Source organism: Mesorhizobium sp. M0587, assembly GCF_040320945.1.
Taxonomy (GTDB): Bacteria; Pseudomonadota; Alphaproteobacteria; order Rhizobiales; family Rhizobiaceae; genus Mesorhizobium.
In genome coordinates this window covers 86,128-101,873 of the sequence record NZ_JAMYQP010000024.1, presented here as the reverse complement: position 1 = coordinate 101,873, position 15,746 = coordinate 86,128, and the positions used below count along the sequence as shown (strand labels likewise).

The 15,746-nt window shown below is 61.3% G+C and carries 18 protein-coding genes and 1 pseudogene; 10 read left to right on the top strand and 9 right to left on the bottom strand.

Features of this window, described 5'->3' with window-relative positions:
- Positions 1 to 2 precede the first annotated feature (2 nt).
- Positions 3 to 161, top strand: coding sequence for a transposase (locus NKI49_RS21270; protein ID WP_352695756.1), 159 nt, complete (start codon positions 3 to 5; stop codon positions 159 to 161).
- Positions 162 to 831: 670 nt separating this feature from the next.
- Here the strand turns inward: NKI49_RS21270 and NKI49_RS21265 are convergent.
- Positions 832 to 1,071: a hypothetical protein gene (locus NKI49_RS21265; RefSeq protein ID WP_352601192.1), complete on the bottom strand. Its 240-nt coding sequence runs from the start codon at positions 1,069 to 1,071 to the stop codon at positions 832 to 834.
- Between the two features lie 219 nt (positions 1,072 to 1,290).
- Positions 1,291 to 2,685 carry a Do family serine endopeptidase gene (locus NKI49_RS21260; RefSeq protein WP_352601194.1) on the bottom strand — a complete coding sequence of 465 codons (1,395 nt, stop codon included), beginning with the start codon at positions 2,683 to 2,685 and terminating at the stop codon, positions 1,291 to 1,293.
- Between the two features lie 243 nt (positions 2,686 to 2,928).
- Here NKI49_RS21260 and NKI49_RS21255 point away from each other — a divergent pair, with 243 nt between their 5' ends.
- The 6 genes from NKI49_RS21255 (at position 2,929) to NKI49_RS21230 (ending at position 6,152) form a co-directional block, all read left to right on the top strand.
- The gene (locus tag NKI49_RS21255) at positions 2,929 to 3,294 is read left to right on the top strand and encodes a hypothetical protein (RefSeq protein WP_352601196.1); all 366 of its coding nucleotides are present in this window, start codon (positions 2,929 to 2,931) and stop codon (positions 3,292 to 3,294) included.
- A gap of 276 nt (positions 3,295 to 3,570) precedes the next feature.
- A complete protein-coding gene (locus tag NKI49_RS21250; protein ID WP_352601198.1) occupies positions 3,571 to 4,041 on the top strand; it encodes an Hsp20 family protein in 471 nt (156 codons plus the stop codon).
- Between the two features lie 78 nt (positions 4,042 to 4,119).
- Entirely contained in the window at positions 4,120 to 4,614 is a 495-nt protein-coding gene (locus tag NKI49_RS21245) for an Hsp20/alpha crystallin family protein (protein WP_352601200.1), read from the top strand.
- A 65-nt stretch (positions 4,615 to 4,679) separates the two neighbouring features.
- Positions 4,680 to 5,432 (top strand): NADH dehydrogenase ubiquinone Fe-S protein 4, encoded by a 753-nt coding sequence (locus NKI49_RS21240; protein WP_352695754.1) that lies wholly within the window; start codon positions 4,680 to 4,682, stop codon positions 5,430 to 5,432.
- Positions 5,433 to 5,441: 9 nt separating this feature from the next.
- Positions 5,442 to 5,687 carry a DNA-directed RNA polymerase subunit omega gene (rpoZ, locus tag NKI49_RS21235; protein ID WP_352601202.1) on the top strand — a complete coding sequence of 82 codons (246 nt, stop codon included), beginning with the start codon at positions 5,442 to 5,444 and terminating at the stop codon, positions 5,685 to 5,687.
- A gap of 99 nt (positions 5,688 to 5,786) precedes the next feature.
- A complete protein-coding gene (locus tag NKI49_RS21230; protein WP_352601204.1) occupies positions 5,787 to 6,152 on the top strand; it encodes an SPW repeat protein in 366 nt (121 codons plus the stop codon).
- Positions 6,153 to 7,030: 878 nt separating this feature from the next.
- Here the strand turns inward: NKI49_RS21230 and NKI49_RS21225 are convergent.
- Both NKI49_RS21225 and NKI49_RS21220 read right to left on the bottom strand, forming a co-directional pair.
- Complete coding sequence (locus NKI49_RS21225; protein ID WP_352601206.1) at positions 7,031 to 7,330, bottom strand: DUF1236 domain-containing protein; 300 nt, start codon at positions 7,328 to 7,330, stop codon at positions 7,031 to 7,033.
- Between the two features lie 1,010 nt (positions 7,331 to 8,340).
- Positions 8,341 to 8,601 (bottom strand): tyrosine-type recombinase/integrase, encoded by a 261-nt coding sequence (locus NKI49_RS21220; RefSeq protein ID WP_352601208.1) that lies wholly within the window; start codon positions 8,599 to 8,601, stop codon positions 8,341 to 8,343.
- A 794-nt stretch (positions 8,602 to 9,395) separates the two neighbouring features.
- Between NKI49_RS21220 and NKI49_RS21215 the strand changes: the two are divergent.
- Positions 9,396 to 10,150 (top strand): annotated as a pseudogene (locus tag NKI49_RS21215) (SDR family NAD(P)-dependent oxidoreductase).
- Between the two features lie 189 nt (positions 10,151 to 10,339).
- On the opposite strand, the gene NKI49_RS21210 reads toward NKI49_RS21215, so the two are convergent.
- On the bottom strand, positions 10,340 to 10,627 hold the full coding sequence (locus NKI49_RS21210) for a hypothetical protein (protein ID WP_352601210.1): 288 nt from the start codon (positions 10,625 to 10,627) through the stop codon (positions 10,340 to 10,342).
- A 17-nt stretch (positions 10,628 to 10,644) separates the two neighbouring features.
- A complete protein-coding gene (locus NKI49_RS21205; RefSeq protein ID WP_352601211.1) occupies positions 10,645 to 11,271 on the bottom strand; it encodes a lyase family protein in 627 nt (208 codons plus the stop codon).
- Between the two features lie 84 nt (positions 11,272 to 11,355).
- Between NKI49_RS21205 and NKI49_RS21200 the strand changes: the two genes are divergently transcribed.
- Positions 11,356 to 11,769, top strand: coding sequence for a hypothetical protein (locus NKI49_RS21200; protein WP_352695752.1), 414 nt, complete (start codon positions 11,356 to 11,358; stop codon positions 11,767 to 11,769).
- Between the two features lie 277 nt (positions 11,770 to 12,046).
- Here NKI49_RS21200 and NKI49_RS21195 read toward each other — a convergent pair whose 3' ends face one another.
- Together NKI49_RS21195 and NKI49_RS21190 are read right to left on the bottom strand one after the other, a co-directional pair.
- Positions 12,047 to 13,474 (bottom strand): NAD-dependent succinate-semialdehyde dehydrogenase, encoded by a 1,428-nt coding sequence (locus NKI49_RS21195; RefSeq protein ID WP_352601215.1) that lies wholly within the window; start codon positions 13,472 to 13,474, stop codon positions 12,047 to 12,049.
- A 44-nt stretch (positions 13,475 to 13,518) separates the two neighbouring features.
- Positions 13,519 to 14,043, bottom strand: coding sequence for a DJ-1/PfpI family protein (locus NKI49_RS21190; protein ID WP_352601217.1), 525 nt, complete (start codon positions 14,041 to 14,043; stop codon positions 13,519 to 13,521).
- A 205-nt stretch (positions 14,044 to 14,248) separates the two neighbouring features.
- On the opposite strand from NKI49_RS21190, the gene NKI49_RS21185 reads away from it, so the two are divergent.
- Entirely contained in the window at positions 14,249 to 15,142 is an 894-nt protein-coding gene (locus NKI49_RS21185; protein ID WP_352601470.1) for an AraC family transcriptional regulator, read from the top strand.
- Here the strand turns inward: NKI49_RS21185 and NKI49_RS21180 are convergent, their stop codons facing one another.
- On the bottom strand, positions 15,143 to 15,307 hold the full coding sequence (locus NKI49_RS21180) for a hypothetical protein (protein WP_352601218.1): 165 nt from the start codon (positions 15,305 to 15,307) through the stop codon (positions 15,143 to 15,145). It abuts the gene before it with no gap.
- Between the last annotated feature and the right edge of the window lie 439 nt (positions 15,308 to 15,746).

Below are 15,746 nucleotides of genomic sequence, written 5' to 3'. Positions count from 1 at the left end.
CCATCAGCATCGACGCCGAAATCTACAAATGGCGCCATCTCATCGAGAACTTCTTCGCGAAGCTCAAAGAATTCAAAGGCATCGCAATGCGCAGCGAGAAAACCGATCGCAACTTCTCCGCGATGATCTACGCATGCGCTGCCGTCATCAATTCTCGATGATTCTCAACAGCCCCTAGACCGATCTGAATGAGGTCCGCGCTTCAGTCCCCGGTCAAATATCGGTGAGGTCCTAACGACCGCCGATGCGCTTTGGTGCGCCCTTCGTGCAAGTCACCGGCTAGGAAGAGCGGGTTTTTTTCGGCAGCCCTTTGGAAGTAAGTTTTAGTGTCCACCAACTCGCGCAACGCGACCTAAATCACGTCCGAATTGCGAGGGATGCCAAACCACCGCAGGCACGATGCCGTCCGGCTGACGTGGCATATTAGCTACAAATAATGTTAATCGGCAGTCCTCACTTGCGCCATTCGCATAGTCGTTCCGTAATGGGACATCACAATTGCTTGTCACCAATGCCGGGTCAACCATCCTGGCAAATCGGGCGGGGGAATGTGGGGGCAGGCCCGCCGCTTCGCAAAGGAGCGGCGGGCCTTTAACCTCGATGTGGAAGCCGCTAAATCGTCAAGATTGGGTCCAGAGGCATACTTGGTGCGGGCCATCATGATCGGTGTCGGCGCGACGCTTGTGTCGATAGCGACGCTTGTCGGCGAGTTCGCGTGGATTCTTTAAATCTGCGCATTCCTGATTGTCACCGGCACCAAGATGCTGATCGTCAAGCAGGCAGAACTCGACTCATCGAAGAACATCCTCGTCCGCTTCATGCGCAATCGCCTCAACGTGACCTACCAGCACCAATGCGAGCGGTTTTTTCTTCAAAGACAAATCCCGAGACGGGCTGGACGAGCTGGTTCGTCAGGCCGCTCTTCAGGGCGCGGGCAATGGTGGAGGTGCTCGACGTCATCTTCGCCGTTCCGTCTCTACGATTTTCGCGATCACGACGATCCGTTGCATTTTCGCGTTCCCGGCCTCGGAAGCGCGAGCGCGGGTTGGCAATACCGAGACGATAGTCCAAGTGCAGAGTGGGCTCCGATCCTGGCTGGAATTGTCCGCGCTGGTTTGGGTCTACAAAACTCACTCTCTGCGGTTGTGAGGATGCCTTATTGATCAATTTTCTTCCTAGCGAGAGCCGCGCTATGGCCGTCGAACCTGTTGCTTCCTCAGACATTTGGCACTCGCTTGGCCACAGCAACAGAGGTCTACGTTAGCACCTTCGGTTCCGACGCATGGTACGTCAGGATGCCCCCAGGGCTACGAAAAGCGATTGTCCCTGCCTGTTGATGCGCAACAGGATTGGCTTGTTCTGTTGGCGGGATTTCGCCCACTCCTCTCGGATATCTGACGGCTGTGTCACATTGCGGTTATTGGCCGAGACGATGACGTCGCCAGGCCGCAGGCCGCCTTCCGCGGCAAGGCTGTTCGGTGCTATTTCCTGAATTAAGACGCCGGTCGTGCCCGGCTCGAGACCGAGTTGTTGGCGCGACTCGTCTGGGATCGGACTGAGCGAGAGACCGAGGCGTTGATTAGCCGCATCCGGAGCAGGGACAGCGCCGGTCTGCACCTCCTCGTCCTTGCGTTGACCGATGGTCAGGGCCAGTTCCTGCTGGCTGCCACCGCGGATGCTCGTCAGGGTCGCATTAGACCCTGGCTTCTGACTAGCTGCTGCAAGAGTCAGGTCGTGAACACCTTGAATGTCCTTGCCGTTGAAGCGGACGACCACATCACCAGCCTGTAAACCTGCTTTGTCGGCCGGACTGCCGGGCTCGACCGAGGCCACCAGTGCTCCCTTGCTGCCCGGCAGTCCGAGCGCCTCGGCAATCGACGGCGTGACTTCCTGGAGACGCACTCCGATGAAGCCGCGCTCAATGTGGCCGGTGCGGATCAACTGGTCGACGACCCTCTGGGCAGTTCGCGAAGGTACGGCGAATCCGATGCCGATGCTGCCCCCAGAGGGCGAGACGATGGCGGTATTGACACCGATCACTTCGCCGCGCGCGTTAAACAACGGCCCGCCGGAATTGCCCCTGTTGATGGAGGCGTCTGTTTGCAGGAAATCGTCGTAAGGGCCGGCCTGGATGTCGCGTGAACGAGCAGAAAGCACACCGACGGTAACTGTTCCGCCGAGCCCGAATGGACTGCCGATCGCAATCGTCCAGGCACCCGGCTGCACCGCGTCCGAGTCGCCCCAGGCGGTTGTGGCCATATTGGGCCGCCGGTCGACCTTCAGCACCGCGATGTCGGTTGCCGGATCCCGGCCGACGAGGCGCGCGGGCGCTGTCTCCTTGTCGGAGAATACCACATGGATCTCGGTAGCATCGGCGACGACGTGATTGTTGGTGACGATATAGCCCTCGGGACTGATAACGAATCCGGAGCCAAGGGCCTCTCGCACCTGGGGCTGGGCAGGCCCGTGGCCGTCGAAGGGACCGAGAAAATCATCGAGCATTGTCTGGTCCTGGATGATCTGCCTGGTCGTGATCGCGACGACCGCCGGCAGCTTCTGACGCACGATTGCGCTGAAATCGTTCGGGATCTCCTGAGCTGTGACTGGAGCAAAGCCGCCCCCCGAGAGCATCAGAGTTCCCGCCACCAATGCAACGCTCAATTGCTTCTTCGAAATGTAGGACATGATTGGTTCTCCTGCCCGGCCGCCTCGCGGCTGCGTGACTATGTCCCTGCGAACGCAGGAACGGGGATGCAAGCGGATTGTTTCACGGGCTCGAAAAAATGATTTCCTAGGGGCTGAAATCGTAGCGTGTGACCTTCCTTGGCCATTGAAATTCCATCGCAAACCCCCAAAATCTCGGCCGGTGGACTCGCGAGGGCCACCGACAGAGAGCAACAAAGGAGATTCTAAAGCGGAGGATCATCGATGGAAGGAGCCATTTCGACGAATTTTCCCCCGGTCGGGCCTGAGGCCCCCGATCTTTTCCTTGACCGTTTGCTGCATCCCGCACGGCATTTCGAGCGCCCGCAGGACGTGCTGAGCGACATGACGCTGGATGTGCAGGAAAAGCGCGCCATCCTTTCGTCATGGGCATCGGACGCCTGCGCGGTAGAATCCGTGCCGGCGCTGCGCATGCCGCCGGGATCAAGCGAGCCGGTCAGCTTCGACGCCATCATGGACGCGTTGCGCCAATTGGATCGATTGGAGGGACTTCCCAGCAATGTCGGCGGCGACCGCGAGGTCGGCAGCACCATGGAGGCCGGTTTCGCAGCCTCCGTCGATCGGCTCTGAGCGAAACGCCGCCCTCCCTGCATCCGAGCTACCCGATCCGCTGGTGAGGAACTCGCCAGCGGAAGGACCCGAGTACGCTCTCTGCGCGTCCATTGTTCCAGCGTGCCATACGTCCGGATCTCGTTGAAAATTTTTCTCTGCGGCCTCTTGAAGCCGCAACGTGCTGTTATAAATAGCTAATCGCCGGTTGCCAGATGGGGCCGGCGGAGAGTCCAGGAGACGTCATGGTCTCTTGGCGCCTTCTTGTATCCATGTTGCTCAAAGGAGGATGTGGCTATGAGGACAGACCTCGATTTTACCCCCCTGTTCCGGTCGAGCATCGGCTTCGACCGCGTCTTTGACATGCTGGAAAATGCGAGCCGTGTCACTGCGACAGACAATTGGCCGCCCTACGACATCGCCAAGGCTGGTGAGGACGACTACCGCATCACCATGGCGGTCGCCGGCTTCTCGCAGGATCAGCTGACCATCACTCATCAGCCTAACCTGTTGGTTGTGAGTGGGTCGCAACCTGGCGAGGACAATGGCCAGTATCTCTATCGCGGCATTGCCGGGCCCGCTTTCGAGCGTCGGTTTGAACTGGCCGACCATGTGAAGGTCGTCGGCGCCAGCCTGGTCAATGGGCTGCTGAACATCGATCTCAAGCGCGAGCTTCCCGAAGAGATGAAACCGCGCCGGATCGCCATCGCCGGCAGCACGGCAAAGGCTGCGCCACAGCAGATCGAAGCCGAAAAGAACGCGGCCTGAAGTTTCAGCGTGAATCAGAAGCGACAGGCACCGGCAATCGTCCGGTGCCGCGCGGTTGAAACGTGGAGGTGAACGAAGATGAATATGCGTGACCTTATCCCGTGGGGCCGTAACAACAACCAGGCCCCGAGCATCTATAGCGGTGGCGATCCCTTTCTTTCGCTTCACCGCGAGGTGAACAGGCTCTTCGATGACGTGTTGAGGAGCTTCGACACGCGCTTGCCTACTGCGGGGCAGCTTTCGCCGTTCGATGGCGGCTGGCCGAAGGTGGAGATTTCGGAGTCGGATAATGAGCTTCGCGTCACCGCCGACGTCCCCGGCATGGAAGAGAAGGACATCGAAGTCCTGCTCGATGAGGACGTGCTGACCCTGCGTGGCGAGAAGCGGTCGGAGACCGAGGAGAAGGGCTATTCCGAGCGCTTCCATGGTCGCTTCGAGCGGCGCATACCCCTCGGCTATGAAGTCGAGGACGACAAGGCCAAGGCGTCCTTTGCCAATGGCGTCCTGACCTTGACGCTGCCGAAGAACCCGAATGCACAGTCGAAGGTGAAGCGTATCCCCATCACTCACTGACGCACGGAGCGCCGGAGGCGGCACGCCGCTGCCTCCGGCACAATCCTTCGCCAAGGGAGGGATGAATGATGCGGAAGCAAGACAGAGAAGTTACGCCAGTCGTAGAAAATCTCGTACCGGCAAACGACAACCGCGGGCGAGCGCCGTCATTCGGTAGATCCGAGTTCCCGCGTGATGCGGTCGCGCGGATCTACAAGCCTTGCCGGTCGGTCATGACCTCAGGCCGTGCCCGGTCGAAAGGATGGCGCCTGATGTTCGAGCGGCGTACGGCGCCGATCATCGAGCCCCTGATGGGTTATACCGGAAGCGGTGACACCCTGACCCAGGTGGAACTCGATTTTCCGACGGCTCAGGCGGCCATCGACTATGCTGAACGTCAGGGCCTCGCGTACACGGTTCAAGGGAACCCGGCGGCTGAAAAATCCCGTGTCGAATCTTCCGATGCTGAGAAGCGGCTGCAGGCTGGTGCGGATCTTGTTTGGAACCGCCTACAGATGGCGTTGCTGCAGACCAGCTACGGCGCTGTTTCGCAGGCGTCGCATTATCGACCGGCGCTGGCGGACCCGGAGGCACTTTTTGCATCGCCGATGGATGTGGTCGTCGACCCTCTTCTGACCGCCGACGAGAAACGCGCCATCCTGCGCAACTGGGCGTGGAATGAGTATCTGGTCGATCTCGCAACCTCGGAGGGGATGCCGGAGAACGCGCGTCCGACGCGGCCCGACGAAGTGGAACAGGCGCTGCTCGCAATGGAACCCTGGATAACGGCAGCGGACCTGACCGTCTCCATTCCGGACCAAAAGCAGAAGGCAATGTGAGGTGACGCTATGGATCCGCTCATCGTGTTCGATTGTGAAAATTCGGTTCCCAATCGTTTCGCGCTGGCTGTGGCAGCTGCGGGACGAGCCCGCGCGCTCAGCCGGGGCGCTGAGACTCGCCTGGCCGACGAAGCGAGGGTGCCCGTTGAACTCGCCCTGCGCGAGATCGCCGGCAACCGGTTCAAGCCCGACGAGGTCAGGCCGTTCGTTCCGGCCGGTTCGATTTCGCGCAATGGCCGGGGACGGCCCGGCTAACGACGAAAGTTTCGCGGCGGCCAAGGGCAATCCTCGGCCGTCGCACCCGCCCTCAATCAGAGGACGGTTCACTGACCTGTCACGGAAGGAGGATGAACAATGGAGAAATGGCTGAAAACTGAAAATCGTCCGGTGATCGACATCGTCAATGTAGTCGCCGGCATCGCTTTGGTACTATCGCCCTGGTATCTCGGGTTTACGACTGAAACCTATGCGGCCTGGAACGCCTGGATCGCCGGTGCGGTGATCGCCCTGATCGCCGTGGGTGCGCTGGTTGCGTCCCACGCATACGAGGAATGGGCAAACCTCGTGGTTGGGCTGTGGACACTGGTTTCGCCCTGGGCCCTCGGCTTTTCGGGCTTGGCGGCGGCCATGTGGGCACATGTGATCGTGGGTGTCATCGTGGCGGCCCTGGCTGCCGGAAGCCTCTGGTTCTTCGGCAACCGGCCGCTTTCGACGGCCTGACCATCTCTCCGGCGGGCCCGGAATCCGGGCCCCCTTTTCCTGTGACCCATCATGGCCGCCTCTCGGCCGGGCGACCCCGATTTGCAACAGACAGCCGCGGCTATTCAGCCGTGCCCCCGAGCCGGATCTCGCCCGACGATCGCGGTCGGTTGTTCGTTGCTCGCGGCGGGCGCGGAAGAACGCCCACTTACCGTTGTCGCTGGCGCCGATGTCCTTAAAACCAAAAGCCCACGATTCGCCGGTTGTATTGATGATTGTCGGTTCTTCTTCCAATTGAATTGCCTCCTGCCGCTATTGCTGCTGCGGATTGCTAATCTGGGCGATTGCAGCCTCTAGCGCCGTGCGCAGATTGACGAAAGCCCGGCTGAAACTGGCATGCACTTCGACCTCAGTATTACCCGCCCAAATAATAGCGTGTCGCCCATTCCCGGCTTCGCATCTAGTAGAGCTTTGAAGCCATGAGGCCAGAGCCACCAGCCCCAACAGGCGAGTTCGAAATCTGGGTCAATCCTATGTAGATGATCCTCTATCAATGCGCCAAAATTCTCGAGGCGCTCGTGACCGATGTTGTTCGACAGGTGCCTAAACAGAACGGAAATCCGCGCGACCATTTCCAACGTGGAATCGGTAACACTCGACTTGCTTGGCCTGATCGGCTTCGCAGCGAAGTCGTTCGTTTCGAACGGCGAAGCATTGGAATTGGCCCACACCATAAAGTCGACCATACCATCACGTCAGTGCGCCCGCCGAGGATGGCCCGGCCACACTATTGGTGTCCATGTGGAGGCCATCCCCGGGCAAACCGACCCGGGTCATCGGTTTCAGTTTCATCCGCGAGCCCGCCGCCACATGGACGGCGGGCTTCAGCCGAAGGTTGGTCAGTCGTAGACCTTGATAATCTTGCGAGTGCCCGGATCCACCAGAACTGTCCGGTTGTCGATCACGACATAGCGGTATTTGACGCCTGGCACTTCATGCAGCTCGACCGTGTCGGGCAACGCTGTGCCGATATTGAGTTCCACGCCGGGAATCTTCACCGATGCCAAAGGCTGCTTCTTCACATACTCATTGATGACCGTATCCTGCTCAGGCGTGATGACCACGTCCTGAGCAGCGACCGCGCCGACAGCAGCGAAGAGCAACAACGGCGCAGCAGCGCCCGTAAGATGCATTTTCATAATTTCGGCGCACCACCACATCGTCCAAGCCGCCCTCCAAAACCGAACTTGGGGCAACGTCAAACGTTCCGGGGTTGAGGCTTCGGTCGGGCGGAGGGTAGGACTCAAGTCTGAGCCTGAAACGCAATGGTCTTACCCATGATGTGGCGTGGAACAGCTTGCTTCCTAGGTTATTGTTTCTCCGGAAAGTTCGGAGAAAACAGATGGATAGAAGTGTTAGCCAAGCTCGCTGGTTGCTCGCACCGCTGTTCGCGACCGCCGCCACCTTTCTGGTGATGGGATTCGCGCTTGGCTGACATATTTGCAGATCGGTGCAGCTACGTCCCTTCCTGTGCTGATGGGTTCACGGGCCGCACTGCGGTTGGCGAATCCTTAATTTGTAACGGGCGCAAAGCCTGCCTTTCCTGGCCCCGCGCCTAAGAGTTGGTAACATTAGAGTGTGTAACACTGGGAGGCTTTCTATGGATCGGCGATCCTTCTTGACAGCAATGTGTGGCATTGCAGGGGCCGCGGCCTTTGCACGCGCGGTTCGGCCTATCAGCGCAGTGGCCGGCGTTCCAGGGGCCAAAAGCGGCATTCTCGATGAACTCGACGCGCCAGATTCACCGACCTTCGATGATGAAGGTACTCAGGCGGAAGTGGAGCCGGTCAACCATCGGCGCTACCACGACCCCTATTACGAGCCAGATTATGACCCAGATTACGGCCACTATTACCGCCGCCGCCACCACCGCCGGCGGGGCTGGAGAAGGATCTGCCGTAGTTACTGGCGACATGGTCGCCGGCGCGTCCGGTGCTACCGTAGGCGGGCCGGGATCGTGCTTCGGTTCTAGCAACTAACCCGTGGATTCTAGGGATTGGGCTCGACCCGAAGGCATCCTCTCGCGGCTGCCGACCAGAGCTAGTTCGCAGGGGCTGGACAAGGACCGTCGCTTTGCAATGGGGCGGTGGACTTTCCATCGCAGGGGTATGGAACATAGATATCTCTAAAAGGTTTCGGCAGGCGGTGTTCACCCCACCTCTGCCGAAGATCGGGATACGCACCACCTGATTGGCCCGCGTCGTTGGTCCGCCAACGTGGCGTTGCGATATCGCCCGCCTTTGCCGCAATGGACGCGCAGCAGCATGCGTTCGCTGTCGACATCTGCGACCTTCAGCATCGACACCTCGGCGACGCGCAGGCCCGCGCCATAGGCGACCGAGAGCGCGGCCTGGTGCTTGAGGCAGGTGGTGTTGAGCAGCCTGGCAACCTCGTCGCGGCTCAGGACCACCGGCAGCTGGCGCGGATGCGCCAGACGAACGAGCTTGCGCGAGATCGGGACGATCGACCGTATGCGTGAAGAAGAAGCGCAACGCCGACACGATGCTGTTCATTGAACGCCGTCGTCCTGCTGCTCGATCTGGAACCGGCGCAGATCGTCCGCTGTCGCCTTGGCCGGTGATCGCCCAAGGAATGTCGCCAGGCGTCCGATGTCGCGGAGTAGTTGCGTTGCGTCTCGCGGGAGAAACGCCGCATGTTCATGTCGTCGATCAGTCGCTGGCGCAACGGGCTGATCCGTGTATCGAGAACGGGATGTGGCATGGTCAGGCGCCCCTTGTTGAAGAAGCCTGTGATGCTCTGCCGCTGCTGAACCCCGCTCAACGCAGGCGCAACGACCGGTTCTTGATCTCTACCTCAACCGCACGCGCCCTCCCGCGAAGCGGGTCGTTCTCCGGCCCGTCGCGGTTATAGCGCTCTTGGCCGCTTTGCCCTCGACGGCGCCTTTGGCCGTGGCCAGCGCCCCCTCCCCGAAGCCCGTGGGTTCCGCATTTGCGTACCTGCTGTCCAGCTATCGCGCGGGAGCAGCGTCGCCGGCGAGTGCGCGACGGCGACTGGCGCGTATTGGCGCATCCCGAAGCAGAATCACGCTGATGGCAAGCGGCGAACCCACCACCACTGATGGAGGATGGATATAACAACGTGATCGTAGGATTAGGCAAGTCTACCCGACGAACGGGCAACCGGTGGGGGCCGCCCACGCCCATAACAGTTGCGTCGCAACAATCGATCCGAAGGAGAATTTCAATGACGACTGTGTCGCTCGTTACTGGTGGAAGCCGCGGCCTTGGCCGCAACACCGCTATAAGCATCGCGCGCCGTGGCGGCGACGTGATCTTCACTTACCGCAGGGGCGACGAGCAGGCGAAGGCCGTCGTCGCCGAGATTCAGGCAATGGGTCGTAAGGTCGTGGCGCTGCGTCTCGACGTGACCGACATCGGCTCGTTCGGGCGCTTCGCTGAAACAGTCCGGTCCCAACTGTCGCCACGTGGGGAGGGGATAGGTTCGACCACCTCGTCAACAATGCCGGCCAGGGTGAAATGGCAAGTTTCGCCGAAACCACCGAAGCTCAATTCGACGCACTTTTTGACACCCATGTTAAAGGCGTCTTCTTCCTCACGCAGGCTCTGCTGCCGCTCATTGTCGATGGAGGCCGCATCGTGAACTTCTCTACGGGATTGACGCGCGTCTCGTATCCCGGCTTTTCGGCCTACTCCGCCGCAAAGGGCGCGGTGGAAATCCTCACGGTCTACATGGCCAAGGAACTGGGAAGCCGGGGCATCGCCGTTAACACGGTGGCGCCTGGCGCGATCGAGACTGATTTCCTGGGCGGCGCGGTGCGTGACATGCCTGATCTCAACAAGCAGTTTGGCAACATGATCGCGCTTGGCCGCGTCGGCTTGCCCGACGACATCGGTCCGATGGTCGCCAATCTGCTCGGCCCCGACAATCGCTGGATTACCGCGCAGCGGATCGAGGTTTCTGGCGGGCAGGTGATTTAAGGCAACCGGCCCGGTCAAGGTAAAGATCACCAAAGGCGCCGCCGCGGTCTCGCGGCAGCGGCCTTTCGGCACTCATGCGGTGCTTTCTTTGGAGACTTTCTTGGATCGAACGGCGGTTGCTGGAAAGGTTCTGTGACGCCAAGCGGCCGCTTATGCAGGCAACTCAGGCCGAGCCGCAAGGCCGCACGACTACGCCCGATCGGCTGGCTGGCCAGCCTTGGCGCCGCCGAGGACGCGGTCGATCATCTCCTGGGCGGACCCAAGATAGTTGGTCGGCTCTGTGAGCTCGTGCAGACGCTTCAGCCCAAGATGGGCGGCAACCTCGGGCGTGCCCGCGAGAACCTCAAAGAGCGACTGTTCCGTTTCCAGCGCGCGGCAGCACCCGGCATAGACGAGGTCGTGCGCAGTTTGCCTTCCGGCCATCATCACCGCCTCGGCTACGATCAGGCCGCGCGACACGTCCAGATTGGCGCGCATGCGTTCCTGATGCACTTCTAGCCCGGAGAGCAGGAGTGGGCTTGGCTAAGTGCGCCTGCCGTCAGGCGAATGCTTCGGGGACCGCCGCCATTCGAGATGCCACGGGCCAGTCGCGCTCGAAATCGTGCACCATTGCGTCGAGCATCAATCCGGCATGCTGGCGCACCAGCTTTGCGGCGGCGATGATGAACTCGCACGAGATCGGATTGCGCTTCTGCGGCATGGTGCTCGATGCGCCGCGATGGCGCACACAGGGGTTCCGAAACTTCGCCGAGTTCGGTCGCCATCATGATGGAGGTATCGAAGGCGAGCTTGGCGAGGCTGCCGCAGATCAGGGCGAGCAGTTGCACCGGTTCGGCCATGCCGTCGCGCGACGAATGCCAGGTGATCGCCGGCGTGGCCAGCTCCAATATCCGCGCAAGTTCCTCTTGCACCGCCAGTCCTCTGTCGCCAAGGGATGCCAGTGTGCCCGAGGCGCCGGAAAATTGTACGACAAGTACGCGCGGGCGCATTTGCGCCAAGCGCTCGCGGTGCCGTTCGAGCGCGCTCAGCCAAACGGCCGCCTTGTAGCCGAAGGTGATCGGCAGCGCGTGCTGCAGATGCGTGCGTCCAGCCATAGGAGTCGCGCGGTGCGCCTTCGCCAACTCTCTGCAATGCGCCCATCGTTTCGGTAAGGGCAGTCAATCCGGTCCAGTGCGGCGCGGACCTGCAGGACCGTTGCGGTATCCATGATGTCCTTCGTGGTTGCTCCCAATGCAGATAGCGCCCTGCCTGCCCTGCCGCATCTGCGAGTTGTCGTCGATCGGGAGGATCGGATAGCCGACGATCTCGGTTTCGCGCCGCAGGCGCTCGACATCGAACTGGTGGTGATTGGCGGCGTTTGCGATGCCGAGCCCAGCTTCGGCAGGAATCATGCCCAGGCGCGCTTGTCCCCTCGCGAGTGCGACTTCGGTCTCGACGCAAGGGCGTATGAAAGCCCCGCTGTCGAAAATCGAGCGCATTTCGGAGTCTGTGAAGCTCGCGCCGCAAAAGGGAGAATCGATCAGGGAAAGGGTGCATCACAGATCTCCGGTACGCTGCTTGAGTTCGATTTGATCATGCAGGGGCATCAAGCGGCGAACACAGTCGCTCTCGATAGTTGAGGACGACGGTGGCGAGCAGGGCGAGCCAAATGGTTGCCGCGGGCGACCATGGCGATCGACACGGACGCGGCGATCGGCATATGGGCGCTGGCCGGCCCGGGGATGGGCGCCTGCAGCGCCCGCCATTGCTCGACAGACTGGCTGTGCAAGGTGTTCACGCCGTTCTGGAGAACAGCGTCAACACATTGGCAAGCAGCGTAGGCCCTGCGTCGATCAAGGTCACGACGCCCTCCATCGCGGTGACACGGTGGATCGGAATCGCTCCCGCCGGGCTGTCTCACTGCAGGTTCACATGCTTGGTAATCTGGTACGGATCGAGGATCTCAATGCCGCCTTCGGTGTCGATGCCGCTTTCCTTCCAGCCGCCGAGCGGTGCTTCGGGTTGGTGCGTCAGGCCCCCGTTCACGCCGACAACGCCATATTGCAGGGCGTCGACCAGCCGGCGCTGCCGCGCACCGTCATGGGTGAAGACATAGGAAGAGAGGCCGAATTCGAGCCCGTTCGCCCTTTCCAGCATCGACTTCTCGTCGTTGAACGGCAGGATTGGCGCCACGGGACCGAAAGGTTCCTCGCGCAGAATGGCCGCCTCGTCGGGAACATCGGTCAGCACGGTCGGCGAGTAGAAGTTGCCGCGTCGGTCCAGCCGCTTACCGCCGGCAAGAATGGTCGCGCCGCGTCCGCGTGCGTCGTCGACAAGCCTTGCGATGGCGTCGACCCGGCGCTCGTTGGCGAGCGGCCCCATCTGCGTCTGCTGATCGGTGCCGTCGCCCACGCGCAACGCATTGGCCAGTTCGACGAAGCGCGCCGTGAAGCGCTGCGCAATGCTCGCCTCGACAAAGAAACGTGAAGGACATAGGCAGATCTGGCCGGCATTCATGAACTTGGCATGCACCAGCAGTTCGGCCGTCGCTTCGGGGTCGACGTCACCGCATACGATCACCGGTGCATGGCCGCCGAGTTCCATTGTCACCGGCTTCATCGCTGCCCCGGCGGCCGCAGCCAGGCGCTTGCCGATCGGGATCGAGCCGGTGAAGGTGATTTTGGCCACTTGCGGCGCATTGATGAGCTGGGTCGAGACATCGTTGGCGTCACCGAACACGACTGCGATCGCGGCCGGATGGATGCCCGCCTCGAGCAGTGCCTTGGCCATTTCGATCACCGAACCGGGCGTTTCCTGCGAGGGCTTGCAGATGATCGCGCAACCGGCGCCAAGCGCGCCTGCGAATTTCTTCGCAGCAAGCGCCATCGAGAAGTTCCAGGGCGTGAAGGCGGCCACCACGCCGATCGGATGCGGTTGCACCTCAATGCGTTGACCGGGCGCGCGGCCCGGGACGATGCGGCCGGAAATCCGCCGCGCCTGTTCGCCCCCCCATTCGAGGAAATCGGCGGAGCGCTCGATCTCAATGCAAGCCTCGCGAAGCGGCTTGCCCTGCTCGCGGGTGATGACATTGGCGATGCGGATGATGTCTGCGCGCAGGCGCTGGGCCGCGTCCTTGAGGATGCGGCCGCGCTCCCAAGGCGGCACGGCCTGCCAAGATCGGAGCCCGCCCAAGGCGACCTCTATCGTCTCGTCAATATCGGACTTGGAGGCAAAGGCCACACTGCCAAAAGCCTCGCCGGTAGCGGGGTTGACGACATCGACTGCGATACGGTCGGAGCCTTCGCGGCTCTCGCCGTCGATCAGAAGCTGGAACATGTTGGTCATGGAAAGACTCCTGGCTTGCGGGCAGGCTGATCGGGTGGGGCGGTTCAGCCCGAGAGCGCTTTGACAATGGGGTTGGTGAAGGCCGGGATGTCGGACGGCATGCGGCTGGTAATGAGGTTGCCATCGATGACGACTTCGGCGTCCAGGACCTGCGATCCCGCGTTCCTCAGGTCAGTGCGGACGGAGTACCAGCCAGTGGTGCGCCGGCCGCGCACGATATCGGCCTCAATTAGCACCCAGGGGCCACGATAGATGGAGGCCACCGGGTTACCGGCCGCGTCGAATTGCCGGACGATCTGAACTGCTTCCTCGGTCATCCGCAGCCTGTCCGGGTTCACCACGCCGCCAGGCACGATCAGCGCGTCGTAGGCGGCGTCGTAGGCGGCGACATCGACGTCGGACAATTGCACGTCGGGCGCAATCTCCCGCTCGGACGGGTTCGAGCGGCCCGTCGCCATATCGTAGACGACGCCGCTGATCGATCCCGTAGTGGGCGAGGCCAGAGTCAAGTTCGCGCCGGCGTCGAGCAGCGACTGGCGGGGGAGGTACAGTTCGTCATCCTCAAACACCCTCAGCAGACAGGATCAGGACACGGCGGTTCGAAAGGTCGGTCATCTGAACTCTCCGACTGCGGGGGAGCCATCTAGGATCCCGCTCCCGTTGACCGGCACAATTGCCCCGGCCCGGACATCGCGGTTACCCAAAGCTTCGGCTTTCTTGCCTATTACTCCGAGGTGGATTGTGCGTCGCACGCTCGGGAATATACTCGCTGCAATGACACACACGCTGCTTGAAGCCGTTCGCCGCCATGCCGACGCCCATGCCGATAGTTACGGCATTGCCAGAACCGATGTGCCGGGGTTGAGTACGATCCGGGCCACTCGTCCCAGCGAGTTGCAATATGCGATCAACCGCCCGCTGGTGGCTCTGGTCGTCCAGGGTGGCAAGCGCGTGACCATGGGCAGCCAGACCTTCGAGTTCGGCGCCGGCGACTCGCTATTGATCGCTGCGGACGTGCCGACTGTGAGCCAGATCACCCGCGCGAACGCCGGCGTGCCTTATTATTCGCTGGTCCTCGAGCTCGACGCCGCGGTGATCGAGCGGCTGGCCGTGGAGATGCGCGTCGTGCAGGCAGGTGTCGGCGGACCCGTCCGCGTCGACACGACCGAGGCAGAAGTCGCCGAAGCCGCTTTGAGGCTGATGCGCATGCTCGATCGGCCGGCGGCCTTGCCCGTGCTTGGGGATCAGCTTGTGCGCGAGCTGCATTTCTGGCTTCTCGCGGGCAGGCATGGCTCGGCCATCCGCGCGCTGGGCGTTACCGATAGCCACGCACAGCGCATCGGCAAAGCAGTAGCTCTCATCCGTGAAGGATTTGCGCAACCGCTTCGCGTCGAGCAGCTAGCGGAGAAGGCCGGCATGAGTGTCTCCTCTTTCCACCAGCATTTCAGAGCGATCACCTCGCTCTCGCCGCTGCAGTTCCAGAAGCAGTTGCGCCTGATTGAGGCGCGGCGCATCATGCTGTCAGACGGCATGCCCGCGAGCAGCGCCGCCTATGCGGTCGGCTACGAAAGCGTGCCGCAGTTCACGCGCGAATACGGCCGAATGTTTGGCGTACCGCCTGTCCGTGACATCAAGCAGGCCAGGGAGCGAATGAGCGTTGCCGCATAGCTAGCGATGGGCGCTGTGGTCTGACAAAGCTCCCCAACCAGCAGTCACCGAGTTGTCGGTCAGGGCCTGACCGTGGTTCACCGTGCAGGCATTGGTGGTGGACGGCGGCAGCACCACCATCATGCCGAGCAAGCCACGGAATGTCGCGGCGCAATGGCCGGTCATCAGTTATTCTGATCTCGTGCGGTGTTTAAAAGCCATGCTTGTCAAGAGAAGCTGGGTCCGGTCAGGCGAGAGTGGTTGAGCTCGCATTCGGCAAGCGTACCCAAGTTTGATGCTGCCAACTATACCGCATACAAGACTGTCCGCTCTGCGCCCAAAATCGGCCGTAGAGTTCAATTTTGCAGTTGCCCGAAGCAGACATCTCCAGCGACAACACTGGAAGTCCCGGTTACGCTCAAAAGCTGTCGCCGCGCTTCAACTGTGTGACCTCAGAGTTTATGCCTCATAACTCGCCCCTAGGCCGCAGCCCTGTCGACGGTTGAGCTTGCTTTGTATTGGTCTCGGCCCGTGATAGACAGATACCATGATAAGCAAAGGATCAGATTTCAGAAGATTTCGTCGCCGATGCCGTTCGCTTCTCTGGACAGTTCGGCTCCGGCCA

What these genes read in the sequence shown, in the direction of transcription:
- NKI49_RS21245 (WP_352601200.1), top strand. Translation starts at nt 4,120, where the DNA reads ATGAATATGCGTGACCTTATCCCGTGGGGCCGTAACAACAACCAGGCC.
- NKI49_RS21200 (WP_352695752.1), top strand. Translation starts at nt 11,356, where the DNA reads ATGATGTCCTTCGTGGTTGCTCCCAATGCAGATAGCGCCCTGCCTGCC.
- NKI49_RS21225 (WP_352601206.1), bottom strand. Translation starts at nt 7,330, where the DNA reads ATGAAAATGCATCTTACGGGCGCTGCTGCGCCGTTGTTGCTCTTCGCT.
- rpoZ (WP_352601202.1), top strand. Translation starts at nt 5,442, where the DNA reads ATGGATCCGCTCATCGTGTTCGATTGTGAAAATTCGGTTCCCAATCGT.
- NKI49_RS21250 (WP_352601198.1), top strand. Translation starts at nt 3,571, where the DNA reads ATGAGGACAGACCTCGATTTTACCCCCCTGTTCCGGTCGAGCATCGGC.
- NKI49_RS21210 (WP_352601210.1), bottom strand. Translation starts at nt 10,627, where the DNA reads ATGCGCGCCAATCTGGACGTGTCGCGCGGCCTGATCGTAGCCGAGGCG.
- NKI49_RS21255 (WP_352601196.1), top strand. Translation starts at nt 2,929, where the DNA reads ATGGAAGGAGCCATTTCGACGAATTTTCCCCCGGTCGGGCCTGAGGCC.
- NKI49_RS21240 (WP_352695754.1), top strand. Translation starts at nt 4,680, where the DNA reads ATGATGCGGAAGCAAGACAGAGAAGTTACGCCAGTCGTAGAAAATCTC.
- NKI49_RS21260 (WP_352601194.1), bottom strand. Translation starts at nt 2,685, where the DNA reads ATGTCCTACATTTCGAAGAAGCAATTGAGCGTTGCATTGGTGGCGGGA.
- NKI49_RS21230 (WP_352601204.1), top strand. Translation starts at nt 5,787, where the DNA reads ATGGAGAAATGGCTGAAAACTGAAAATCGTCCGGTGATCGACATCGTC.
- NKI49_RS21195 (WP_352601215.1), bottom strand. Translation starts at nt 13,474, where the DNA reads ATGACCAACATGTTCCAGCTTCTGATCGACGGCGAGAGCCGCGAAGGC.
- NKI49_RS21185 (WP_352601470.1), top strand. Translation starts at nt 14,249, where the DNA reads ATGACACACACGCTGCTTGAAGCCGTTCGCCGCCATGCCGACGCCCAT.
- NKI49_RS21180 (WP_352601218.1), bottom strand. Translation starts at nt 15,307, where the DNA reads ATGACCGGCCATTGCGCCGCGACATTCCGTGGCTTGCTCGGCATGATG.